Below are 20,603 nucleotides of genomic sequence, written 5' to 3'. Positions count from 1 at the left end.
ACAACGGGATATAGGTATCCTATAAAAAACTGAATTATGCCCTAGGAGGTTGCAGAAGGTCTAGAACAACATCTTTACCAAGACTATCAAAATGCGCCAATTCCTCTTGGGAAATTAGTGATTGAAAAGGCTCAAATGTTAGTATTTCAAAATTTACCGTATGTGTATGGCAACAATGACACATGCAGAAAGGAGAACACAAATCACCAGATTCATGTCCGTGATCTATACCATTATCAACAGATACCGTAACCTGATCTTCGGTAACGGAACCTTCATCACTACAAGGCACAACGTTAAGTGCCAAGAAGTAAACGGATAATATGATGGCGAATAATCTCACAATACAAAGATAGAAAGATTTTGATCGGTGACTGATACTCAAACCGTTAATTTGGCAGTAATCTAGTCCGCGCCCAGTAATTTACGACAGATTCTTGGATAGATTCCTGTTATCCAATACACTTTAGAAATCCATGAATCCTTAAAACACTAAAAATTACACCCCTTATTTATCACTAGGGTTACTGCTCATATTCATTTATCTTTGCGGGCTCAAAACCAATTCATGTCCTACTCACTTCTATCCTCACCTTTGCAAGGTTTTACAGATGCCACGTTCCGTAATGCACAGCAAAAGTTCTTTGGCGGTATAGATACCTTTTACGCCCCTTACATTAGGTTCAATAGGAAAATGATTATTAAAGGGTCATACCAACGCGATTTAAACCCGGAGGTGAATACCAGCTTAGAATTGATTCCCCAGGTAATGACCGCAGATGTGGAGCACTTCCTATTCGTGATCAAGTACATTGAGTCCTTAGGGTATACTGAGCTTAATTGGAATTTAGGCTGTCCATACCCTATGGTTACGAACAGCGGCATGGGATCAGGACTTATTTGTAATATCGAAAAAATAGATTATATTTTAGATCGTGCACATAGTGAGACCAATGTTACCATATCTATAAAAATGCGTCTAGGATATGAAAACAGTACCGAAATTCTAGATGCCTTCCCCATTCTTGAAAAATACCCGCTAAAGAACGTAGCGATACATGCACGTCTTGGAAAACAATTATATAAAGGTGGTGTAGACCTAGAAGCTTTTCAGAAATGCATAGACGTTGCCAAGCACACTTTATACTATAATGGCGATATTACCACGGTAGCACAATTCAAAGCCATGAGAGAGCGCTTTCCTTCAATTGAACATTTTATGATAGGCCGCGGTCTTATAGCCGACCCATTCCTGCCCAGCATGATCAAAGCGGACACCACGGCATACCCTGCCAAACGATGGGACATCTTTAGAGAATTCCATGACACTATTTACCAACAGTATGATGCCATGCTCTCCGGACCTACCCCAATTAAAATGAAAATGTTAGGCTTCTGGGAATTCTTTTCACAATCTACACACAACCCCCAAAAAGTATACAAGGCCATAAAAAAAGCAGGAAACCCTATGAAATACAAACAAGCTGTAGGGGAAATTATAGCTACCCAAAAAAGAATGACAACAGCTTAGGAACTCCGAACAAGAACCGAAATACACCTAATAAAAAAGCTCTTTAAAACTAATGTTTAAAGAGCTTTGGATAAAATTGTGACCCCGGCAGGATTCAAACCTGCAACCCTCAGAGCCGAAATCTGATGCGCTATTCAGTTGCGCCACGAGGCCAATTTTATGCTAATTTCTGTTTTACTATGGCAGATATGGTTTTACCATCTGCCTGTCCGGCCAATTCTTTGGACACTATGCCCATAACCTTGCCCATATCTTTCATGCCGGATGCTCCTGTTGCATCTATGGTCTGCACTACTACTTTTTCAATTTCTTCTTCCGTAAGTTGTTCCGGTAAAAACTGTTCGATTACCGCAATCTGTGCCAATTCCGGTTCAGCAAGATCTGCTCTTCCCTGTTCCGTAAAAATAGCGGCACTGTCCTTACGTTGCTTTACAAGTTTTTGAACCAGCTGAATTTCATCTTCCTCTGTCATCTCCTTGTCCGTACCACTGGTCTGTGCCATAAGCAGGGCCGATTTTATAGCGCGAAGTGATTCCAAAGCAACACTATCCTTTGCTTTCATTGCCGCTTTCATCTGCTCCATCACCTTTTGTTGTAAGCCCATCCCTTTTTTATTTAGGACTGCGAAGATAAAAAATAAACCCGAAAAAAAATTAATTTTTTCGGGTTTAAGCTTGAGTTAGTTAGTTTATTTTAAAATATCTAATCTACATTATCGTGTAAAAAAGAATTGTTGGAACGTAACCTAATTTCATCGTTGCTATCCTCTCCCAACGTAGTTCTTGAAACCTTGCTCTCTTCTCTTCTAGCATCGCTTAAATCAATACCCTGACGTTTGTAAGCCGGCTCCTTTTCAATTTCGTCAATGCTGCTTACACTGTTTTGAAACTTATAATTGAAGTCCTTTAACTTTCTTCTTCGCTCATCCGCTCTCTCCCTTAAAAGATCATCAATTGGACTGTTCATTGGGTCTACCTCTGCCGGTGCTTCACTTTGAGGTGTTTCAACACGCTTTACTTCCATTTTAGGCTCTTCCCTAACCACTGGCTTAGGTTGTTGCGGTCTTGGAGTAGGCTTGGGTGCCGGTTTGGCATTGGTAAGCTTTTCCTCCATTTCCATATAGTCGTCCAAACTATAGCGCTTTTCGCCTTCCTCGTTATATTCAAGAACAGGAATAACTTCTACGTGACTGTTAACGTCTATATCCTTAACATCATCATCCAGACTAAAAGTAATAACATTATCCTGTGCTTCGTCTTCCACTTCATCTTTTTGAGTGAAAGGCATATCAAAACTCATAGTAATCTGCTCTTCCTTAAGTTTATCATAAGATACCGTCATTGGGTCTATGACCTCAATATCATTGATAGCATCTTGAGCATTAACGATTACAAAATCGTCTTCAGAAGTGTTTACCTCTGCCACTTCTTCTAAAACTTCTTCATAAAAAACGTTGAAGTTTTTAATATAGCTAGTAGTCTCTATTAAGTCCATGCCCAGCTCCTCTGGCGCATCTTCTTCAAGAGTGTGCTTGATCACCGGGGATTCTTCCTTTACTTTTTCAATTGGCAATTGGTGAACTACGTTTTTTCTTGCCATTAAATCATGCTGGGCACGTTGCTCATCTTCCAACGTGTGAATGATTTTTTTAGTTTCGGTATTTACAATTTCATCTTGCTGATCTACATCAAAACCCGTTGCAATAATGGTTACGGCAATAGCCTCTCCTAAATCTTCATCCTCACCTACACCCATGATGATGTTAGCGCCATGACCTGCTTCAACTTGAATGTAGTCATTAATTTCACCTATTTCATCAATAGTAATTTCTTGAGAACCGGAAACAATAAGCAACAATACGTTCTTGGCCCCACTAATTTTGTTATCGTTCAATAATGGAGAATCCAACGCTTTTGTAATGGCCTCATGCGCCCTTGCAGAACCTGTTGCCTGAGCAGACCCCATAATGGCAGTACCACTATTGGAAAGTACGGTCTTGGCATCCCTAAGGTCAATATTCTGTGTATAGTGATGCGTAATTACTTCTGCAATACCTCTAGCAGCTGTAGATAGTACTTCATCCGCCTTAGAGAAACCGGCTTTAAAACCTAGGTTACCATATACTTCACGAAGTTTGTTGTTATTGATTACGATCAATGAATCTACATTGGCACGTAATTTTTCAATACCGATACGTGCTTGTTCGCAACGCATTTTACCTTCAAACTCAAAAGGCATGGTAACGATGCCCACGGTAAGCACGTCCAATTCTTTGGCTTGTTTAGCTATTACAGGAGCAGCACCTGTACCGGTACCACCACCCATACCAGCGGTAATAAATATCATTTTGGTAGTAGTGGCAAGCATCTGCTTGATTTCTTCCATACTTTCCAAAGCGGCCTGTTCACCCACCTCAGGGTTGGCACCAGCACCCAATCCTTCTGTTAGTGAAACACCTAGTTGTATTTTTGTTGGCACAGAACTATTGTTCAAGGCTTGGGAATCCGTATTACAAATTACGAAATCTACGCCATTGATGCCCGACTGAAACATGTGGTTGATCGCATTGCTACCACCGCCCCCTACGCCGATTACTTTAATTACATTGCTTTGATTCTTTGGAAGATCAAAGGATATTCCATCAAATTCCGTGTTGTTGTTCATAGTGTATTTTTATTACTGGTTAATGTGTGTCATACTTTACTCGGCGTTATCCAAAAAGTCTTTCAACTTCTCGGACCATTTGTCAAATACCGTTTTGCGTTCTTTTTGAACTTTTGCCGTGGCTTGTTGTTGCTGGTGTTGTTCTTCTTCCTCATGGCCTGCCATAACAAGTTCTCCTTCGTCTACAACAGGTGCTTCTTCCACTTCAACAACTTTACCTTTTTTTTCATTTGCCACTGCGTTCATCAATAGACCAACTGCCGTAGCATATAATGGACTGGCGATTTCGGCATCTGAATCGCCGGCCAAATGTTCGTTAGGGTAACCGATACGTGTATCCATACCCGTAATGTACTCTACCAATTGCTTTAAATGCTTTAACTGGCTTCCACCACCTGTAAGCACAATACCTGCAATCAGTTTCTTTTTTTGTTCATCATGACCGTAGTTTTTGATCTCGGCATAAACTTGCTCAATAATCTCAACTACACGTGCATGAATAATTTTGGATAGGTTTTTAAGGGTAATCTCTTTAGGCTCCCTACCACGTAAACCGGGTATAGAAACGATCTCATTATCCTTATTTTCTCCTGGCCAAGCGGAACCGAACCTTACCTTTAAAAGTTCTGCTTGTTTTTCAATAATGGAACATCCCTCTTTAATGTCTTCGGTTATTACACCACCACCAAAAGGAATTACCGCCGTATGCCGGATAATACCATCTTTAAAAATGGCCAAATCCGTTGTACCGCCTCCTATATCGATCAATGCCACACCGGCCTCTTTTTCTTCCTTGCTCAATACGGCATCGGAAGAAGCCAAAGGCTCCAATGTAATATTACCTAAATCCAGACCGGCGCTTTTAATACACCTGCCTACATTTTTGATTGAGGAAACCTGTCCTACAACCACATGAAAATTAGCTTCCAAACGGCCACCGTACATACCAATAGGCTCCTTGATCTCTGCCTGCCCGTCCACTTTGTATTCTTGTGGAAGCACATGAATGATCTCTTCGCCCGGAAGCATCACCAATTTGTAAACTTGGTTACACAGCTTATCCAAATCGTCATCATTGATAACTTCTTCAGAATCTGCTCTGGTGATATAATCGCTATGGTGCAGACTTCTTATATGCTGCCCGGCAATACCCACCACAACAGAACCGATTTTAAGACCTGAGTTAAGCTCAGCTTCTTCTACGGCTTGTTGTATGGACTGTATAGTCTGTGTAATATTGTTTACAACACCACGATGCACACCTAAACTTTTAGATTTGCCGATGCCTAGAACCTCAATCTTACCATACTCGTTTTTCTTACCGATTATGGCTACGATTTTGGTTGTTCCAATGTCCAATCCTACCGAATAATTACCTACTTCCATAACTTAAATTTTGGTGCACACTACTTGATTGTCAAACTCTAAACTAACAACATCATAGTTCTGCAGAGTTTTGTCTTTATTTGCTTTGGCGTAAAATGCCTTGAAATTGCTAAACTTTTCTTTCAACCTTTCTACATCTCCCAAATTGACAATAAACTCTTCGGTTCGAAAGCGAAGCTGGTATTTCTCCTCGCTTTCGATATGTAACCCAATGATGTTTTTCTTAAGAAACTCGTCCGTATTGATGTAGGTCAAAACTTTGTAGACATCCGCTAAGCCTTCATCCGTTATCCGCCCGGTAATTATAGGTACCCGTGCAGAATAGCTATTTGACAATGGCATTTGCTTTCCGTCCTCGTCAAGATAAAATTTTGAATCCCCTTCTATACGTCCGATTGGTGTGCGTTGAATGATTTTCGACGCTAATTCACCGCTTACTGTAAGATAAACTTGGGCACTTTTCACCATTTTGTTGGCCTCAATGGCCTTCTCCAGGTTATTCAAAGCTAATTTTTCTTTGGGCAAGTTTTCAAGGCTACCGAATTTTTGTATTAACAATTTATTAACCGAGCCCTCGGTGATGAATAAATTTTGATTTTCAACGAATTCAATCGTTATTCCTTTTACATTTCGCTTCGCGCTTCTTTGGTTAGAAAATGCGTAAAGCCCCGTTATTACAACGATTAAAGCCAAAAACTTTATGTAGTTATAATTAATACGCATGTTGCAACTCTTTTGTGATCTTACTAACTTCCAAACCTATATCTCCCGCACCCATGGTAATAAGAACCTGCGGATTTTGTTCTTTTATTTCGTTTATTAATTTGGTTTTCTGAATTGTTTTTACTTCGGCTCCCTTCATCTTATCCAACAACCATTCCGAAGTTATTCCTTCAATAGGTTTTTCCCTAGCCGGATAGATATCCAACAACAGAATACTATCAAACTTTGAAAGGCTTTTCGCAAATTCATCTCCAAAATCCCTAGTCCTTGAGAAAAGATGGGGTTGAAAAACAGCTAATGTTCTCTTGTTCGGGTGCATTTCCACTACCGCATCATAAACGGCATCTATTTCTGTGGGATGATGCGCATAATCATCTATAAAAACAAAATCTTCGTTTTTTATTTTATAGGAAAACCGTCTTTGCACCCCTTTAAAGGTTGCCAGTGCACCAGCTAATTTATCTGCGGATACACCAGTGCGTAAGGCCATAGCAAAAGCTACCAGTCCGTTCAACAGATTATGTCTTCCCGGTTTACTGAACTTCACATCTATTAAAGTCGCATCCGGAGTTTTCAAATCAAAAATATAACTTCCATTCTCGATTTTTAGATTGGTAATACAGTAATCCGCATTATCATCTATCCCATATGTAATTCCGGCTAACGGCAACCCTTTTCTCACGAAAAGTGCTCCATCCGGCGCCACTCTGTTGGCAAACTCAACAAACGATTTCTGTAATTCCTCTGGGTTGCCATAAATATCCAAATGATCTGCATCCATAGAGGTTACGCAAGCCACATTGGGAAACAACCTTAAAAAAGACCTATCAAACTCATCTGCTTCCACAACGGAATAATCCGTGCCTTCAAAAACAAAATTACTGTTGAAATCTTCGGAAATCCCACCTAAAAAACCAGTAAAACCAACCCCTGTTTCTTTTAGCAAGTGCGCCAAAATACTTGTAGTGGTAGTTTTACCATGTGTACCCGCAACCGCCAAACAGAAGCTGCCTTTGGTTATCAACCCTAAAACTTCGGATCGTTTTTTTATTTCAAAACTATTGTTCTGAAAATATTGATATTCCGTATGCTCAACAGAAACCGCAGGTGTATATACTACAAGGGTATTTTCGTTATTTTTAAATAAATCCGCTATATCATTAATATCATCTTGATAATGGATATCCATATCCAGACCGGAAAGTTCTTCCGTAAGCGGAGTTTGGGTTTTATCATAGCCGGCAACATTCTTTCCTATAAACTTAAAATAACGTGCCAATGCAGACATACCAATGCCTCCAATACCAATAAAATATACGTTATGTATGTGTCTTAAGTCCATTTCTACCAATCTTCATGCCTCTAGTTACCGGCGGCATTCCCAATTAATTTTTCTATTTCGTCTACAATATCCTTAGTTGCATTAGGCAAGGCCAACCTTTTAATATTTTCGGCCAGACTTGCTTGCTTGGCTTTATCTTGAAAAAGCTGCGTAAACTCGTTTTCAAATTTCGCGTCAAGCTCACTTTCCTTCAATAAAATAGCCGCATCTTCATTAGCAAGTGCGCGTGCATTTTTTGTCTGATGATCCTCTGCCACGTTGGGCGAAGGAATAAATATTACCGGCTTGCCCACAATGCACAGTTCCGATACGGAACCGGCACCAGCGCGCGATATAATGATATCTGAAGCAGCGTATGCATAATCCATCCGGTTCATAAAATCCAACACCTTCACCGTTTCCGAGTTGTATTTGGCATACTCATCTATGTAAAGTTTACCACACTGCCATATTAATTGAACACCTGTTTTCCCAAAGAAATCAAGGTTAGCCGCTATCAATTGATTGATGCGTCGTGCACCAAGACTTCCGCCTAAAACCAAGAGTGTAGGAACTCCCGTTTTCAATCCAAAGAAATCCAACGCTTCATTCTTATCGGCTGTCATTTCCACTAAATCGCCACGAACCGGATTCCCGGTCTTTACAATTTTATCCTTTGGAAAAAACCGATCCATCTCATCATAGGCCACACAAATTTTGGCCACTTTATCCTTTAGTAATTTGTTAGTAATACCGGCATACGAATTCTGTTCCTGCAATACACAGGGTACGCCTTTACCAGAGGCCACGCGCAACATAGGACCACTGGCAAAGCCCCCAGTACCTATTACGGCATGGGGCTTGAACTTTCGGACTATTTTACCTGACTTCAACAAACTACTTATTACTTTAAATGGAAACATTAAATTTTTAAGGGTCAGTTTCCGTTGTAACCCGCTAATCCATAATCCTTCAATTTCGTAACCTGCTTGCGGCACCTTCTCCATCTCCATACGGTCCTTTGCACCCACAAATAAAAATTGTGCGTCAGGATGCCTCCTTTTCAATTCGTTGGCAATGGCAATTGCCGGGTAAATATGCCCGCCTGTACCACCACCGGAGAGTATGAATCTATAATTGCCCACTTAGTACTTCTAAAGGATTAGTTTCATCTATATCTGCGGATGGTTTTTCCGCATTTGAATTTTTATTACTTACACTTAAAATAATACCAATGGCCAAACAGGTCATCCAACTGCTGGTACCACCACTACTGATCAGCGGTAAGGTTTGCCCTGTTACAGGAAAAAGCTCAACCGCAACGGCCATATTTATCAATGCCTGAAAAACGATAGGAAGCCCTACTCCAAGGGCTACGAGTTTTCCAAAAATAGTACCACTACCATTGGCCACTACCACAATTCTAAACAACAGAAACATATAAAAAAACATAAGGGCAAAACCACCTACAAGTCCATATTCCTCAACAATTATCGCATAAATAAAATCCGAGGAACTCTGTGGCAAAAAGTTCTTCTGAATACTTTTCCCAGCACCCTTCCCCACGATACCGCCCGTGGCAATAGCAATCTTGGCCCGTTCAATTTGGTAATCCGCTTCCGTATCTTCTGCATCGACAAAATTCTCCACCCTACTGATCCAAGTATCTACACGATTGGGAAACAAACCAGGAATTGCCTTGGCCGTTAGTATAAAAAATGCAAGGCTCAACACACTCGCACCTATAATTCCGATAAGATATTTAAGAGGATATCCCCCTAAAAAACACAACAAAAGCACCATAGAAAATATAATGGCCGCAGTTGAAAAGTTTGCCGGTAAAATAAGGGCCACCGTTAGAAAAACAGGAATCCACAACGGCAAAATGCTCTCCTTAAATTTCACGTCTTTAAGACGGATCTTACTGAGATATCTAGCTACATAAATCATTAACACCACGGCAGCCAGATTAGAGGTCTGAAAAGAAATACCCACTAATGGCACACTGATCCATCTACTAGCATTGGCACCTCCTATAGTAGTTCCTTGAGCCAAAGTAAACACTAACAAAACCAATACAATAGGCATGGCAATAAGAGAAAGTCCCTTAAAAAAATGCGAAGGAATACGATGCACCCCATATATAATACCAAAGCCCAATGACAACAACAATGCATGTTTTACCAAATAGCCAAAAGTGGTTCCGTTCCCCACAACATACACCAGGTTACTACTGGCACTGTACACCGGTAAAAACGAAAACAAGCCCAAGAGGGCCGCAATGGCCCAAATAGCTTTATCTCCTTTGATATTTTGAAAAAATGCGTTCACTCTATATACTTTTTACAATGCTTTTACAGCTGCTTTAAATTGGTCGCCACGATCTTCATAGTTCTGAAACAAATCAAAACTGGCACATGCGGGAGACAACAAAACCGTATCGCCACGTTCGGCAATCTTATAAGCTACCTTGACAGCTTCTTCCATAGCAAAGGTCTCTACCATCAAATCCACCACGTTACCAAAAGCATCTTTGATTTTTTCGTTATCAAGTCCTAAACAAACTATAGCCTTAACTTTTTCACGCACTAACGGCATCAATTCTTTATAATCATTGCCTTTGTCCTGTCCCCCAACAATCCAAACAATAGGTGTTTTAACGCTATCCAATGCGTAGAACACAGAGTTTACGTTGGTTGCCTTAGAATCGTTTATATACTGTACGTGATGTATTTTCAATACGTTTTCAAGGCGATGTGGCGCTCCCTGAAAATTAGCGATACTCTCACGGATTGATGCTTTTCTTATCCCTACTAATTTTGCAGCAGTCATTGCCGCCATGCTGTTCTTTAAGTTGTGTTTTCCTTCTAGTGCTAATGTCTCTTTTGTCATTTCCAATGTCTCGTTAGTTGAGTTCAGTATTATGTTATTGTTCTTTAAGTAAGCTCCTTCTTCCAATTCTCGCATAATGGAAAAAGGGAGCAATTTTGATTTAATGGGGTGCTTTTCAAGCCACGCGACAATCACCGGATCATCTGCGTCATATATAAAAAAGTCGTCTTCGGTCTGGTTCTCCGCTATGCGGAATTTTGAAGCGACATAATTTTCAAATTTGTAATCATACCGGTCCAAATGGTCCGGAGTAATATTTGTTAGAATGGCGATATGCGGTTTAAAATCTAAAATGCCATCCAACTGAAAACTGCTGATTTCCAAAACATAGAAATCAAAATTGTTCTCCGCTACCATTTTGGCATAACTATCACCAATATTCCCCGCCATTCCTACATTTGCACCTCCTTCTTTTAAAAGGTGATTTGCCAACATAGTTGTGGTGGTCTTACCATTGCTTCCAGTAATTCCTATTAAAGTAGCATCTGTATATTTTGATGCAAACTCGATTTCCGAAATAACCGGAATACCTTTTCCCTGCAAGGCCTGAACCAATGGCACCGTATCAGGTATGCCCGGACTCTTCATTACTAAATCCGCATTTAGGATTTTCGCCTCGGTGTGCTTTTCAGCTTCCCAATCAATATCAAAATGTTCAAGAACGTTTCTATATTTTTCTTTAATTTTTCCTCTGTCGGACACAAAAACCTCGTATCCCTTTTTCTTTCCCAAAATGGCCGTGCCTACTCCACTTTCGCCTCCACCTAAAATCACCAACCTTTTCATCTTATCTTACTTTCAAGGTAACGATGGTAATAATGGCCAATAGGATACCTACAATCCAAAAACGGGTTACGATCTTACTCTCATGATACCCTTTTACCTGATAATGATGATGAATGGGCGACATAAGAAAAACACGTTTCCCCTCTCCAAATTTCTTTTTGGTATACTTGAAGTAACCCACCTGTATCATAACCGATAAAGACTCGGCAAAGAAGATTCCGCATAAAATGGGTATCAATAATTCCTTTCTAATGATAATGGCGATTACCGCAATGATTCCTCCAATTGTTAAACTACCGGTATCTCCCATAAACACCTGTGCAGGAAAGGCATTGTACCAAAGAAACCCTACCAAAGCCCCTACAAAAGCAGTTATAAAGACCACCAATTCCCCTGAATTGGGTATAAACATGATATCTAGATAATTGGAAAATATGACGTTACCGGATACCCACGCAAATATGCCGAGCGTAAATACAATAATTGCCGATGTACCTGCTGCTAGCCCATCTATACCATCCGTAAGGTTGGCTCCATTGGAAACGGCAGTTACAATAAGTATTACGATAGGAATGAATATCAACCACGCATAATCCCTAGCACTTTCTCCGGCCCAACCAATAAAATCACTATAATCCAGTTCATTGTTCTTGAAAAAAGGAACCGTAGTCCGTACGGATTGAATTTCCTTACCCATAACGTCTCGCACCTGAAGCTCCTCCGTAATCATAGTGCTGGAGTCTTCTCTCATGGTTACTCCAGGGTGAAAATATAGGGTAGCTCCAACACCAAGTCCTAAAACTACCTGACCCAAAACCTTAAACCTACCTTTAAGCCCTTCTTTGTCCTTTTTGAACACTTTAATATAGTCATCCGTAAAACCGATGAAACCCATCCAAAGCGTGGTGACAATCAACAAGATGATGTAAATATTATCCAACTTAGCGAACAGAAGAACCGGTATTAAAGTAGACATGATAATGATGAGTCCGCCCATGGTAGGGGTTCCCGCCTTTTGTTTCTGTCCTTCAAGACCAAGGTCTCTTACACTTTCGCCTATTTGCTTCTTTTGAAGAAAAAGAATAACGCGCTTACCATATACCGTAGCGATTATCAATGAAAATAGAATAGCCATAGCCGCTCTAAAGGTGGTGAACTGAAACAAGCTCGCCCCCGGCAACTGGTATTGTTTTTCTAAATATTCGAATAGGTAGTATAGCATCTTTTAAGCTTCTAGTCTTTTTCTTATTTGGTCCTTGTTATTTATCCAAACTTTTGAGAACGTCTTTGACCATTTCAAAATCATCAAAGTGAATACGCTTTCCGTTGGTTTCCTGATAGGTCTCATGACCTTTACCCGCAATGAGGATAATATCTTCGGCATTGGCCAATTGGCACGCCGTTTTTATAGCCTGTTCCCTATTTTCTATGGACAGGATTTTCTTTACGTTCTGTGGCTCCACTCCTTCTTCCATAGCTTCAATTATAGAGGATGGCGATTCACTTCTAGGATTATCCGAAGTAAAAATGGCCTTATTGCTCATTGCCGAAGCAATATGACCCATTACCGGACGCTTAGATCTGTCTCTATCGCCACCACACCCCACAACGGTGATGACGTTTTCATTTCCAGTTCTCAAAGTGCTGATTGTTTCCAACACATTTTTTAGCGCATCCGGCGTATGGGCATAATCCACTATGGCAGTAATCTTTTTACTAGATATAAAATATTGAAAGCGGCCGTCTACATTGTCCAATTCACTCAGCAACCTTAAGGTTTCCAGAGTTTCCATACCCAACAAATCCGCGGTAGCGAAAATGGCCAACATATTATAGGCATTAAAATGACCTATTAACCTAGACCACAGTTCATGCTCGTTTATTTTTAAGAGTGTACCGTTAAATTGACTCTCCAATACTTGCGCACGATAATCCGCATACGTTCTTAGCGCGTAGGTATATTTTTTTGCTTTCGTATTCTGAAGCATAACAGCCCCATTCTTATCGTCTATATTGGAAACGGCAAAAGCACTTTTTGGCAATTGATCAAACAGTATCTTTTTGGTATCCCTATACTCTGCAAAGGTCTTATGGTAATCTAAATGGTCATGGGAAAGGTTCGTGAAAATAGCCCCTTCAAAGACCAACCCTTGTGTTCTTTTTTGGTGAATTCCGTGCGAACTGACTTCCATAAAACAAAACTCCACACCAGCCTCGTTCATAAGGTACAGGTGCTCATTAATTGTCAATGCATCCGGAGTGGTATGGCTTGTTGCATAAACCTCATCATCTACCATAATTTTGATAGTTGACAAAAGACCCACTTTGTATCCCGCTTTTTTAAACAATTGATACAGTAAGCTAGAAATAGTGGTCTTACCATTGGTACCCGTTACCCCTACTAATTTTAAATTCTTTGAAGGATTACCATAAAAATTAGAAGCCATCATTGCCAAGGCAGTATTGCCGTCCTTTACCTCTACATAGGTAACCCCATCTATGGTTTGCTCTGGTAGCGTCTCGCATACAATAGCTTTTGCACCAAGGTCTATAGCCTTAGCTATATACAAATGACCATCTGTTACAGTGCCTTTTATAGCCACAAAAACATCATCCATCTTAACTTTTCTAGAGTCAAAACAGATAGCGTTCACCAAAACATCGGTAGAACCGATTACATTGGTGAGGCTTGCGCCGAACAATATGTTTTTTAGCAACTTCACGATAATTCTAGCGTAATTTTTTTGATATCCTTGATATCCGCTCCTTGTGAAACGGACTGTCTTTTTACTTTGCCATTGCCCCTTACCTCTACCTCAATCCCTAAATTTTCTAGAATGGAAATAGCATCCATACCGCTCATTCCCTTAACATTAGGCACTTGCTTATAGCTCTTTTGGGCCTCTGCATAATATTTCTGGTACGATTTATCCAATCGTTGGTCTTTCATCTTTTCCATATCTACCTCATCTACCAACGGCGATGTAGCGTACACCTTCTGAGCAACCGATTTAAATACCGGCCCGGAAACATCCGCCCCATAATACCCCACACTCTTGTCCGGCTCATGAATAACCACTATACAGGAGTATTTTGGGTTTTCCGCCGGAAAATAACCTGCAAACGAGGATATGTACTTTAATTTGTCCGGATCCTTGGACACATAATTTTTCTGTGCCGTACCCGTTTTGCCTGCCATTGAAAAATTAGGTGAATACAGACCGTGACCCGTTCCATATTTTTTCTCCACTACATTCTTTAACAACTGCTGAACTTTAGCAGCCGTTTCTTTAGAACAAACCGATGGATTAATCACCTCTTTATCAAATTTCTGAATGGTAAGATCCCACTCCCGCACTTCTTTTATCAACCTAGGCTTTACCATTTCACCATCATTGGCGATAGCGTTATAAAATGTCAACACTTGTAAAGGCGTCATTGAAACCTCATACCCATGGGACATCCAAGCCAACGAAATACCGGACCAACCTTTATCTCCAGGAAATCTAATAACCGGCTCTCCTTCACCCTTTATAGGCAAATCAAGCTTTTTGTTGAGATTCATACTCATAAGACGATTGACATATTTTTCCGGATCGTTCTTGTAATTGTTATGAATCATTTTTGCAAAAGCCGTGTTGGAAGAAACCTCAAAAGCATGGCCTGCAGAAATCTTACCGTAACCGCCCCACTTGGAATCCTTTACAATTCTATCATAGATTTTCCAGCGTCCTTTTTCCGTATCCATTACGGTACTGGTATCAATTACCTTATCTTCTAGCGCGGCCACAAGCGACATTAACTTAAAAGTAGATCCGGGCTCACTAGACTCCCCAATAGCATAATTTAAGCGCTCATAATACTTACCAGACTCCGTTCTTCCCAAATTTGAGATAGCCTTTACCTCTCCGGTTTCCGTTTCCATTACAATAACACAACCATGGTCCGCTTTGTAATGCTCCAGCTGCCCCAGCAAAGCGTGGTGGGCGATATCTTGAATATTAATATCGATGGTAGACACCAAATCATACCCATCTTTAGGTTCTATGATATTCTCCCACCCTATTGGCTTCCACTGGCCTTTGGCAATCTTTTGTTTTAGTCTTTTTCCTTCTACACCTCTCAAATATTCCCCATAGGCCCTTTCCAGCCCCACACCGGAATAGTACCCATCCTCATCTACATTTTCGTACCCAACACTACGCTCGGCAATCTTACCTAACGGATGCTCCCTTACCGTTTTCTGCTCAATAATCAATCCTCCTTTGTACGGACCTTTATTGAACAAAGGAAAATCCTTAACCGTTATATATTCTGAATAATCCAGGTTTCTAGCTATAAGTGCATACCTATTTTTATTCACTTTAGCCTTGCGCAATAATTTTTGATAATGCGATGAAGGCTTACCCAACATTTTTGAAAGTGAATTGGACAATGGCACAATATTCTTTCTAAAATCCTCATCGCTTACGGTAACCGCATCAAAACGAATAGTGTAACGCGATACCGAAGTAGCCAACAAACTACCATCATCCGAGTACAGATTACCCCTATTAGGCGCAATAGTGAACATTTTCTCCGTACGCTCCATAGCCAAAGCCTTATACTTCTCTCCTTGCACGAACTGAATGTTCACCAATTTGAAAAGTACTGCTACAGCAAACAGGAACATGAACGCCGTTACAACGTACAACCGGGTCAATATGCTTTTTTCGGTTACAGCCACTATTCTTCCTCTTTGTTTGATATTACCCTAATCTGTTTGGGCGGCACCTGCGAAGGAAACAACCCTTTCTCCGCAACGATCTGCATCACGGTAGATTCCAACTTTAATTGCTGAACATCCGATCGCGCATCTACAAATTCATTACGAAGCTCTTTCACCTCTTCGTTTAAAGCGGCAATTTGATGTACTTTTTTATCCGCACTATGCGAGCTACCAATCATTACCGTAGCCAGAAAAGAAGTGAAAATGATGAACAACCAGTTCTTAGGCGCGTCATCACTCACCAAAAACCTACCTTTAAGTATGTTCAACAATCCTTTTTTCATGTTTTTCTTCTCTCTTTTCAATTTTTAAGATTCACTTTTTCTATGCGCTCCGCAATTCTCAATTTGGCACTTCGCGCACGATTATTCTGTGCTATTTCCTCTTTGGACGGAACAATTAACGGCCCCACTTTTTTAAATGGAACATCTATATTTCCATAAAAATCTTTTGGCGCCTCACCCTGAAACTGCCCTTCTCTAATGAACCGTTTTACCAAACGATCCTCCAATGAGTGATAGCTTATTATACTCAACCTACCTCCTACATCTAGCAACTCCGGAGTTTGCAACAAAAATTCCTCTATTACAGCAATCTCCTGGTTGACTTCAATACGAATGGCCTGATAAATTTGGGCCAATATTTTATGCTCTTTTGCATTGGGCAGAAATGAGCGCAACACCTCTTTCAACCTGTCTGTTGTCTTTATAGGCTCTTCTTCTCGCTTTGCCAAAATGGTCTTTGCCATGGCATTCGCATTTCTTAAATCGCCATACTGAAAAAGAACTTTTCTTAAATCGTCATAATCATACTTATTGACCACATCATAAGCGGACAAAAGATTCCTTTTGCTCATGCGCATATCCAAATCCGCTTCAAAACGGGTAGAAAATCCGCGTTCAGCTTTATCAAACTGATGTGATGAAACACCAAAATCGGCTAAAATTCCATCTACCTTTCTAATGCCATAGAACTTAAGAAACTGCCTTATGAACCTAAAGTTCTCATTGATCAATGTAAACCTTGGGTCCCCTAGCGTATTTGCAAGCGCATCTTCATCTTGATCAAAGGCAAACAATTTACCCTCGCTTCCCAATTGCTTCAATATGTGCTTGGAATGCCCTCCGCCACCAAAAGTGACATCAACATACACGCCGTCTTCCTTTATATTGAGACCGTTTACGGACTCTTCCAATAAAACAGGATTATGATACATAGCTTTCGTCATCTCCGTCATCCCCCATCACCTCTTCTGCCAGTTCGGCAAAATCCTCTGCAGTTTCTTCCAATACTTTCTCATAACTATCCTTGTCCCAAATTTCAATAATGTTGATTGCCGAACTCAAAACCACCTCTTTAGAGATATTGGCAATCTCCACAAGGTTCTTAGGAATTAGCATTCTACCTGTAGCATCGATCTCTATGACCTTTACCCCAGCAGAAAAACGACGGATAAAATCGTTGTTCTTTTTCTTGAAACGGTTTTTCTTGTTCATCTTCTCCATAAGAAGATTCCACTCTTCCATAGGATATAATTCCAAACAAGGCTGAAAAACAGATCTTTTGATGACAAAACTTTGATTTAAAATAGGAGACATCTGATTTTTTAGGGCAACTGGTATCATTACCCTACCTTTGGCATCGGCCTTACAATCGTATGTCCCAATGAAATTTATCACTTAAAAAAGCTGTTTTACAATACTATAACTCAAAACTACAAATTTTATTACCACATTTTACCACTAATTACCACTTTGTTAATAACTAGTGGCTTTTGGGCATAAATTATGGGCAATTTAGTGCCCTGAAAAAAGAGCGAATTTTAGTCGTAATCAAAAAATAATGGGCAATTCTCGCTTTATTGGCCTATACTTGTATAATAGTCATTGTAGGATTATGTCTATCTTTGACGAACAGACCAAGAAGTATCTTGAATGGAAGAAAATTTAATTAAGGAAGGAAAATTCCGGTATATAGAGATAGGCGAAGGTACACCTATCATTATTTTACACGGTCTTATGGGAGGGCTTAGCAACTTTCAAGGTGTTACTGAATACTTTCCGAAAAAGGGTTATAAAGTACTTATTCCAGAATTACCTATCTACGATATGCCCATGCTTAAGACGAACGTCAAGCAATTTGCTAAATTCCTAGCCAAATTCATTGAGTTCAAAGAGCTTAAAGATGTTATATTATTAGGAAACTCTCTAGGAGGGCACATAGGTCTACTCCATACCAAGCTGTACCCTAAACTGGTAAAAGCCCTCGTAATTACGGGCAGTTCCGGTTTATATGAAAGTGCTATGGGAGACGGCTACCCAAGACGTGGCGATTATGAATTTATAAAGAAAAAGGCCCAAGACGTTTTTTATGATCCCGCCATTGCCACCAAAGAAATTGTAGACGAGGTATTTGCAACCGTAAACGACCGAAAAAAAATTATAAAAACATTGGCTATCGCCAAAAGTGCCATACGCCATAACATGGCCAATGACCTACCCAAAATGAATACACCAACCTGTATCATTTGGGGCGAGAACGATGGGGTAACCCCACCGGATGTGGCCGATCTTTTTCATGAATTGCTACCTGATTCCGACCTTTATTGGATTGAAAAGTGTGGTCATGCCCCAATGATGGAGCATCCTGATAAATTTAACGAAGTTCTGGACAACTGGTTGACCCAACGTAAATTTTAGCAACCACACTACCCAATTAAATAGTTTCCGAAGGTGAATATTAAAACGGCTAATTTTATAATCAGTAATACTGATGTGGCAAGATGCCCAAAAGAACCCCTACCCGAATATGCTTTTATTGGCCGATCTAATGTGGGGAAGTCTTCTTTGATAAATAGCCTTACTGAAAGAAAAAGTCTTGCAAAGACCTCTGGCCGCCCCGGAAAAACCCAATTAATCAATCATTTCAAAATCAACGAAAATTGGTTCCTTGTAGATTTGCCAGGCTATGGGTACGCCCGTGTTTCAAAAAAGAGCAAAAAGACATTTCAGAAATATATAACCGATTACTTTCTTAAACGAGAGCAACTGGTCTGCGCTTTTGTTTTAGTCGATATTCGTCATGAACCGCAAAAAATTGACATGGAATTCATGGAATGGCTTGGCGAAAACGGCATTCCGTTCTGTATTATATTCACCAAGGCCGATAAACTGAAGCCTAACGCCATTGAGAAAAACGTAAACAGTTACATTACCGAATTACTGAACGGTGTTTGGGAAGAAGCCCCAAAATACTTCATAACCTCATCTTCTAAAGGATATGGCCGTGATGATGTTCTGGACTTTATAGAAAACATAAACATAGATTTTTTCAAAGACAAATAAAACTAGGCTTCCATCCTCTTTGTAATTAAATCTACGAGCGACTCCGCATTTTCAATCGTATTCATCTCTTCAGTACCCACAAATACTTCCAAATCATTGTTTGTCCGGGCCAGAATAATCGGAAACGTAAACTTGTTACCAAACTTAGAGGCATACTGTTTTTTGTATTCGTCCCTGTGCAGAAACTCCATTTCCATACTTGTAGATTCTCTAAAACCCTTCCAAACTTTGTTCTCCGTAAAAACTCCGAACGTTATGTCGCACAGGTTGCAATCATACGTACTAGGGCTTAAGATTTTATGAGCACTATCCAATAGAGAGTTTTTTAAACCTGAATCTGCATTATATATAAAAACGAGTTTTTGAATATCTGAATCTTTCATTAGTGCAAGGTAAAACTATATATTTATGAAACTTAAAGAACAAAACCTCATGAACTACAAATCGCCACTTATAATTTTGCTCTTTTCTGTTCTGCTACTAAGTTGTAAGTCCCAAAACGGAAATAGAACTTACAGCAGCGAAACCCTAAAAATAATTCCTATTTCCCAAAACAGCTACATTCATGTTTCATACCTGCAAACAGAAGATTATGGCAAAGTAGCTTGTAACGGATTAGTTTACATGAACGCCGGTGAGGCCGTAGTTTTTGATACACCAATAGACACGAAGACTTCTAACGAACTTATAGATTGGATCACAAAAATGAAGGAACATAAAATTAAAGCAGTGGTCGTAAATCATTTTCACGATGATTGTCTTGGGGGAGTTGACGCTTTTCATCAATTGAACATCCCATCCTATGCCAACAATAAAACCATTGAACTAGCAAGGAAAGAAGGAAATCCGCTGCCACAAATAGGTTTTGACCAGGTAAACGAAATTATCCTAGGAAATAAAAAAATAATCAACCGGCATTTTGGGGAAGCCCACACCAGAGACAATATCGTTAGCTACATTCCAAGTGAACACCTCCTTTTTGGTGGATGCCCCGTTAAATCCTTGAACGCCACAAAAGGATATCTGGGTGATGCTAATACCGATGAATGGAGCAGCACTATCTCTAAAATTAAAACAGCATATCCTGACCTAAAAATCGTCATTCCAGGACATGGAGACCATGATGGTACGGAGCTATTGGACTATACCATATCACTATTCAAAACCGAATAACAACCTTTACAGAAC

20 protein-coding genes and 1 tRNA gene are annotated in these 20,603 nt (G+C 40.1%); 4 read left to right on the top strand and 17 right to left on the bottom strand.

All coding sequences use genetic code 11. The features are described 5' to 3' along the window. Positions 1 to 34 precede the first annotated feature (34 nt). Complete coding sequence (locus H9565_RS16425) at positions 35 to 343, bottom strand: DUF6660 family protein (protein WP_215441259.1); 309 nt, start codon at positions 341 to 343, stop codon at positions 35 to 37. A 225-nt stretch (positions 344 to 568) separates the two neighbouring features. Here H9565_RS16425 and H9565_RS16420 point away from each other — a divergent pair, with 225 nt between their 5' ends. Then, on the top strand, positions 569 to 1,531 hold the full coding sequence (locus tag H9565_RS16420) for a tRNA dihydrouridine synthase (protein WP_215441257.1): 963 nt from the start codon (positions 569 to 571) through the stop codon (positions 1,529 to 1,531). A gap of 79 nt (positions 1,532 to 1,610) precedes the next feature. Here H9565_RS16420 and H9565_RS16415 read toward each other — a convergent pair. From H9565_RS16415 to mraZ, 15 genes are all read right to left on the bottom strand, one after another. Then, positions 1,611 to 1,684: transfer RNA gene (locus H9565_RS16415), tRNA-Arg, on the bottom strand. 4 nt (positions 1,685 to 1,688) lie between these two features. Then, entirely contained in the window at positions 1,689 to 2,135 is a 447-nt protein-coding gene (locus H9565_RS16410; RefSeq protein ID WP_215441255.1) for a GatB/YqeY domain-containing protein, read from the bottom strand. A gap of 98 nt (positions 2,136 to 2,233) precedes the next feature. Continuing rightward, complete coding sequence (ftsZ, locus tag H9565_RS16405; protein WP_215441253.1) at positions 2,234 to 4,195, bottom strand: cell division protein FtsZ; 1,962 nt, start codon at positions 4,193 to 4,195, stop codon at positions 2,234 to 2,236. 36 nt (positions 4,196 to 4,231) lie between these two features. Next, on the bottom strand, positions 4,232 to 5,581 hold the full coding sequence (gene ftsA / locus H9565_RS16400; RefSeq protein ID WP_215441251.1) for a cell division protein FtsA: 1,350 nt from the start codon (positions 5,579 to 5,581) through the stop codon (positions 4,232 to 4,234). A 3-nt stretch (positions 5,582 to 5,584) separates the two neighbouring features. Beyond that, a complete protein-coding gene (locus H9565_RS16395; protein WP_215441250.1) occupies positions 5,585 to 6,304 on the bottom strand; it encodes a cell division protein FtsQ/DivIB in 720 nt (239 codons plus the stop codon). Continuing rightward, positions 6,294 to 7,646 carry a UDP-N-acetylmuramate--L-alanine ligase gene (gene murC, locus H9565_RS16390; protein ID WP_215441249.1) on the bottom strand — a complete coding sequence of 451 codons (1,353 nt, stop codon included), beginning with the start codon at positions 7,644 to 7,646 and terminating at the stop codon, positions 6,294 to 6,296. The genes H9565_RS16395 and murC overlap by 11 nt, the downstream gene beginning before the upstream one ends. A 20-nt stretch (positions 7,647 to 7,666) precedes the next feature. After that, positions 7,667 to 8,770, bottom strand: a complete 1,104-nt coding sequence (gene murG / locus H9565_RS16385; RefSeq protein ID WP_215441248.1) for an undecaprenyldiphospho-muramoylpentapeptide beta-N-acetylglucosaminyltransferase — start codon at positions 8,768 to 8,770, stop codon at positions 7,667 to 7,669. Beyond that, the gene (locus H9565_RS16380) at positions 8,757 to 9,956 is read right to left on the bottom strand and encodes an FtsW/RodA/SpoVE family cell cycle protein (RefSeq protein WP_215441247.1); all 1,200 of its coding nucleotides are present in this window, start codon (positions 9,954 to 9,956) and stop codon (positions 8,757 to 8,759) included. The genes murG and H9565_RS16380 overlap by 14 nt, the downstream gene beginning before the upstream one ends. 12 nt (positions 9,957 to 9,968) lie before the next feature. After that, a complete protein-coding gene (gene murD, locus H9565_RS16375; protein ID WP_215441246.1) occupies positions 9,969 to 11,303 on the bottom strand; it encodes a UDP-N-acetylmuramoyl-L-alanine--D-glutamate ligase in 1,335 nt (444 codons plus the stop codon). 1 nt (position 11,304) lies between these two features. Then, entirely contained in the window at positions 11,305 to 12,525 is a 1,221-nt protein-coding gene (gene mraY / locus H9565_RS16370) for a phospho-N-acetylmuramoyl-pentapeptide-transferase (protein ID WP_215441245.1), read from the bottom strand. Positions 12,526 to 12,562: 37 nt separating this feature from the next. Beyond that, a complete protein-coding gene (locus tag H9565_RS16365; protein WP_215441244.1) occupies positions 12,563 to 14,026 on the bottom strand; it encodes a UDP-N-acetylmuramoyl-L-alanyl-D-glutamate--2,6-diaminopimelate ligase in 1,464 nt (487 codons plus the stop codon). Further along, a complete protein-coding gene (locus H9565_RS16360) occupies positions 14,023 to 16,029 on the bottom strand; it encodes a penicillin-binding protein (protein ID WP_215441243.1) in 2,007 nt (668 codons plus the stop codon). The genes H9565_RS16365 and H9565_RS16360 overlap by 4 nt, the downstream gene beginning before the upstream one ends. Beyond that, complete coding sequence (locus H9565_RS16355; RefSeq protein WP_215441242.1) at positions 16,029 to 16,355, bottom strand: FtsL-like putative cell division protein; 327 nt, start codon at positions 16,353 to 16,355, stop codon at positions 16,029 to 16,031. The genes H9565_RS16360 and H9565_RS16355 overlap by 1 nt, the downstream gene beginning before the upstream one ends. A 17-nt stretch (positions 16,356 to 16,372) precedes the next feature. Beyond that, positions 16,373 to 17,299 carry a 16S rRNA (cytosine(1402)-N(4))-methyltransferase RsmH gene (gene rsmH / locus H9565_RS16350; protein WP_246560739.1) on the bottom strand — a complete coding sequence of 309 codons (927 nt, stop codon included), beginning with the start codon at positions 17,297 to 17,299 and terminating at the stop codon, positions 16,373 to 16,375. Next, the gene (gene mraZ, locus H9565_RS16345; protein ID WP_215441241.1) at positions 17,277 to 17,750 is read right to left on the bottom strand and encodes a division/cell wall cluster transcriptional repressor MraZ; all 474 of its coding nucleotides are present in this window, start codon (positions 17,748 to 17,750) and stop codon (positions 17,277 to 17,279) included. The genes rsmH and mraZ overlap by 23 nt, the downstream gene beginning before the upstream one ends. 255 nt (positions 17,751 to 18,005) lie before the next feature. Between mraZ and H9565_RS16340 the strand changes: the two genes are divergently transcribed. Beyond that, positions 18,006 to 18,770 (top strand): alpha/beta fold hydrolase, encoded by a 765-nt coding sequence (locus H9565_RS16340; RefSeq protein WP_215441239.1) that lies wholly within the window; start codon positions 18,006 to 18,008, stop codon positions 18,768 to 18,770. Positions 18,771 to 18,803: 33 nt separating this feature from the next. Beyond that, positions 18,804 to 19,415: a ribosome biogenesis GTP-binding protein YihA/YsxC gene (yihA, locus tag H9565_RS16335; protein ID WP_215441237.1), complete on the top strand. Its 612-nt coding sequence runs from the start codon at positions 18,804 to 18,806 to the stop codon at positions 19,413 to 19,415. A gap of 2 nt (positions 19,416 to 19,417) precedes the next feature. Here the strand turns inward: yihA and H9565_RS16330 are convergent, their stop codons facing one another. Beyond that, on the bottom strand, positions 19,418 to 19,798 hold the full coding sequence (locus tag H9565_RS16330; protein ID WP_215441235.1) for a GTPase: 381 nt from the start codon (positions 19,796 to 19,798) through the stop codon (positions 19,418 to 19,420). A gap of 49 nt (positions 19,799 to 19,847) precedes the next feature. Here H9565_RS16330 and bla point away from each other — a divergent pair, with 49 nt between their 5' ends. Beyond that, positions 19,848 to 20,588, top strand: coding sequence for a subclass B1 metallo-beta-lactamase (bla, locus tag H9565_RS16325; RefSeq protein ID WP_215441337.1), 741 nt, complete (start codon positions 19,848 to 19,850; stop codon positions 20,586 to 20,588). Positions 20,589 to 20,603 lie beyond the last annotated feature (15 nt).

Origin of the sequence: Zobellia russellii (assembly GCF_018728565.1) — a bacterium.
Taxonomy (GTDB): domain Bacteria; phylum Bacteroidota; class Bacteroidia; order Flavobacteriales; family Flavobacteriaceae; genus Zobellia; species Zobellia russellii.
The sequence above is the reverse complement of the archived record's forward strand: the minus strand, read 5'-3'. Positions and strand labels throughout refer to the sequence as shown.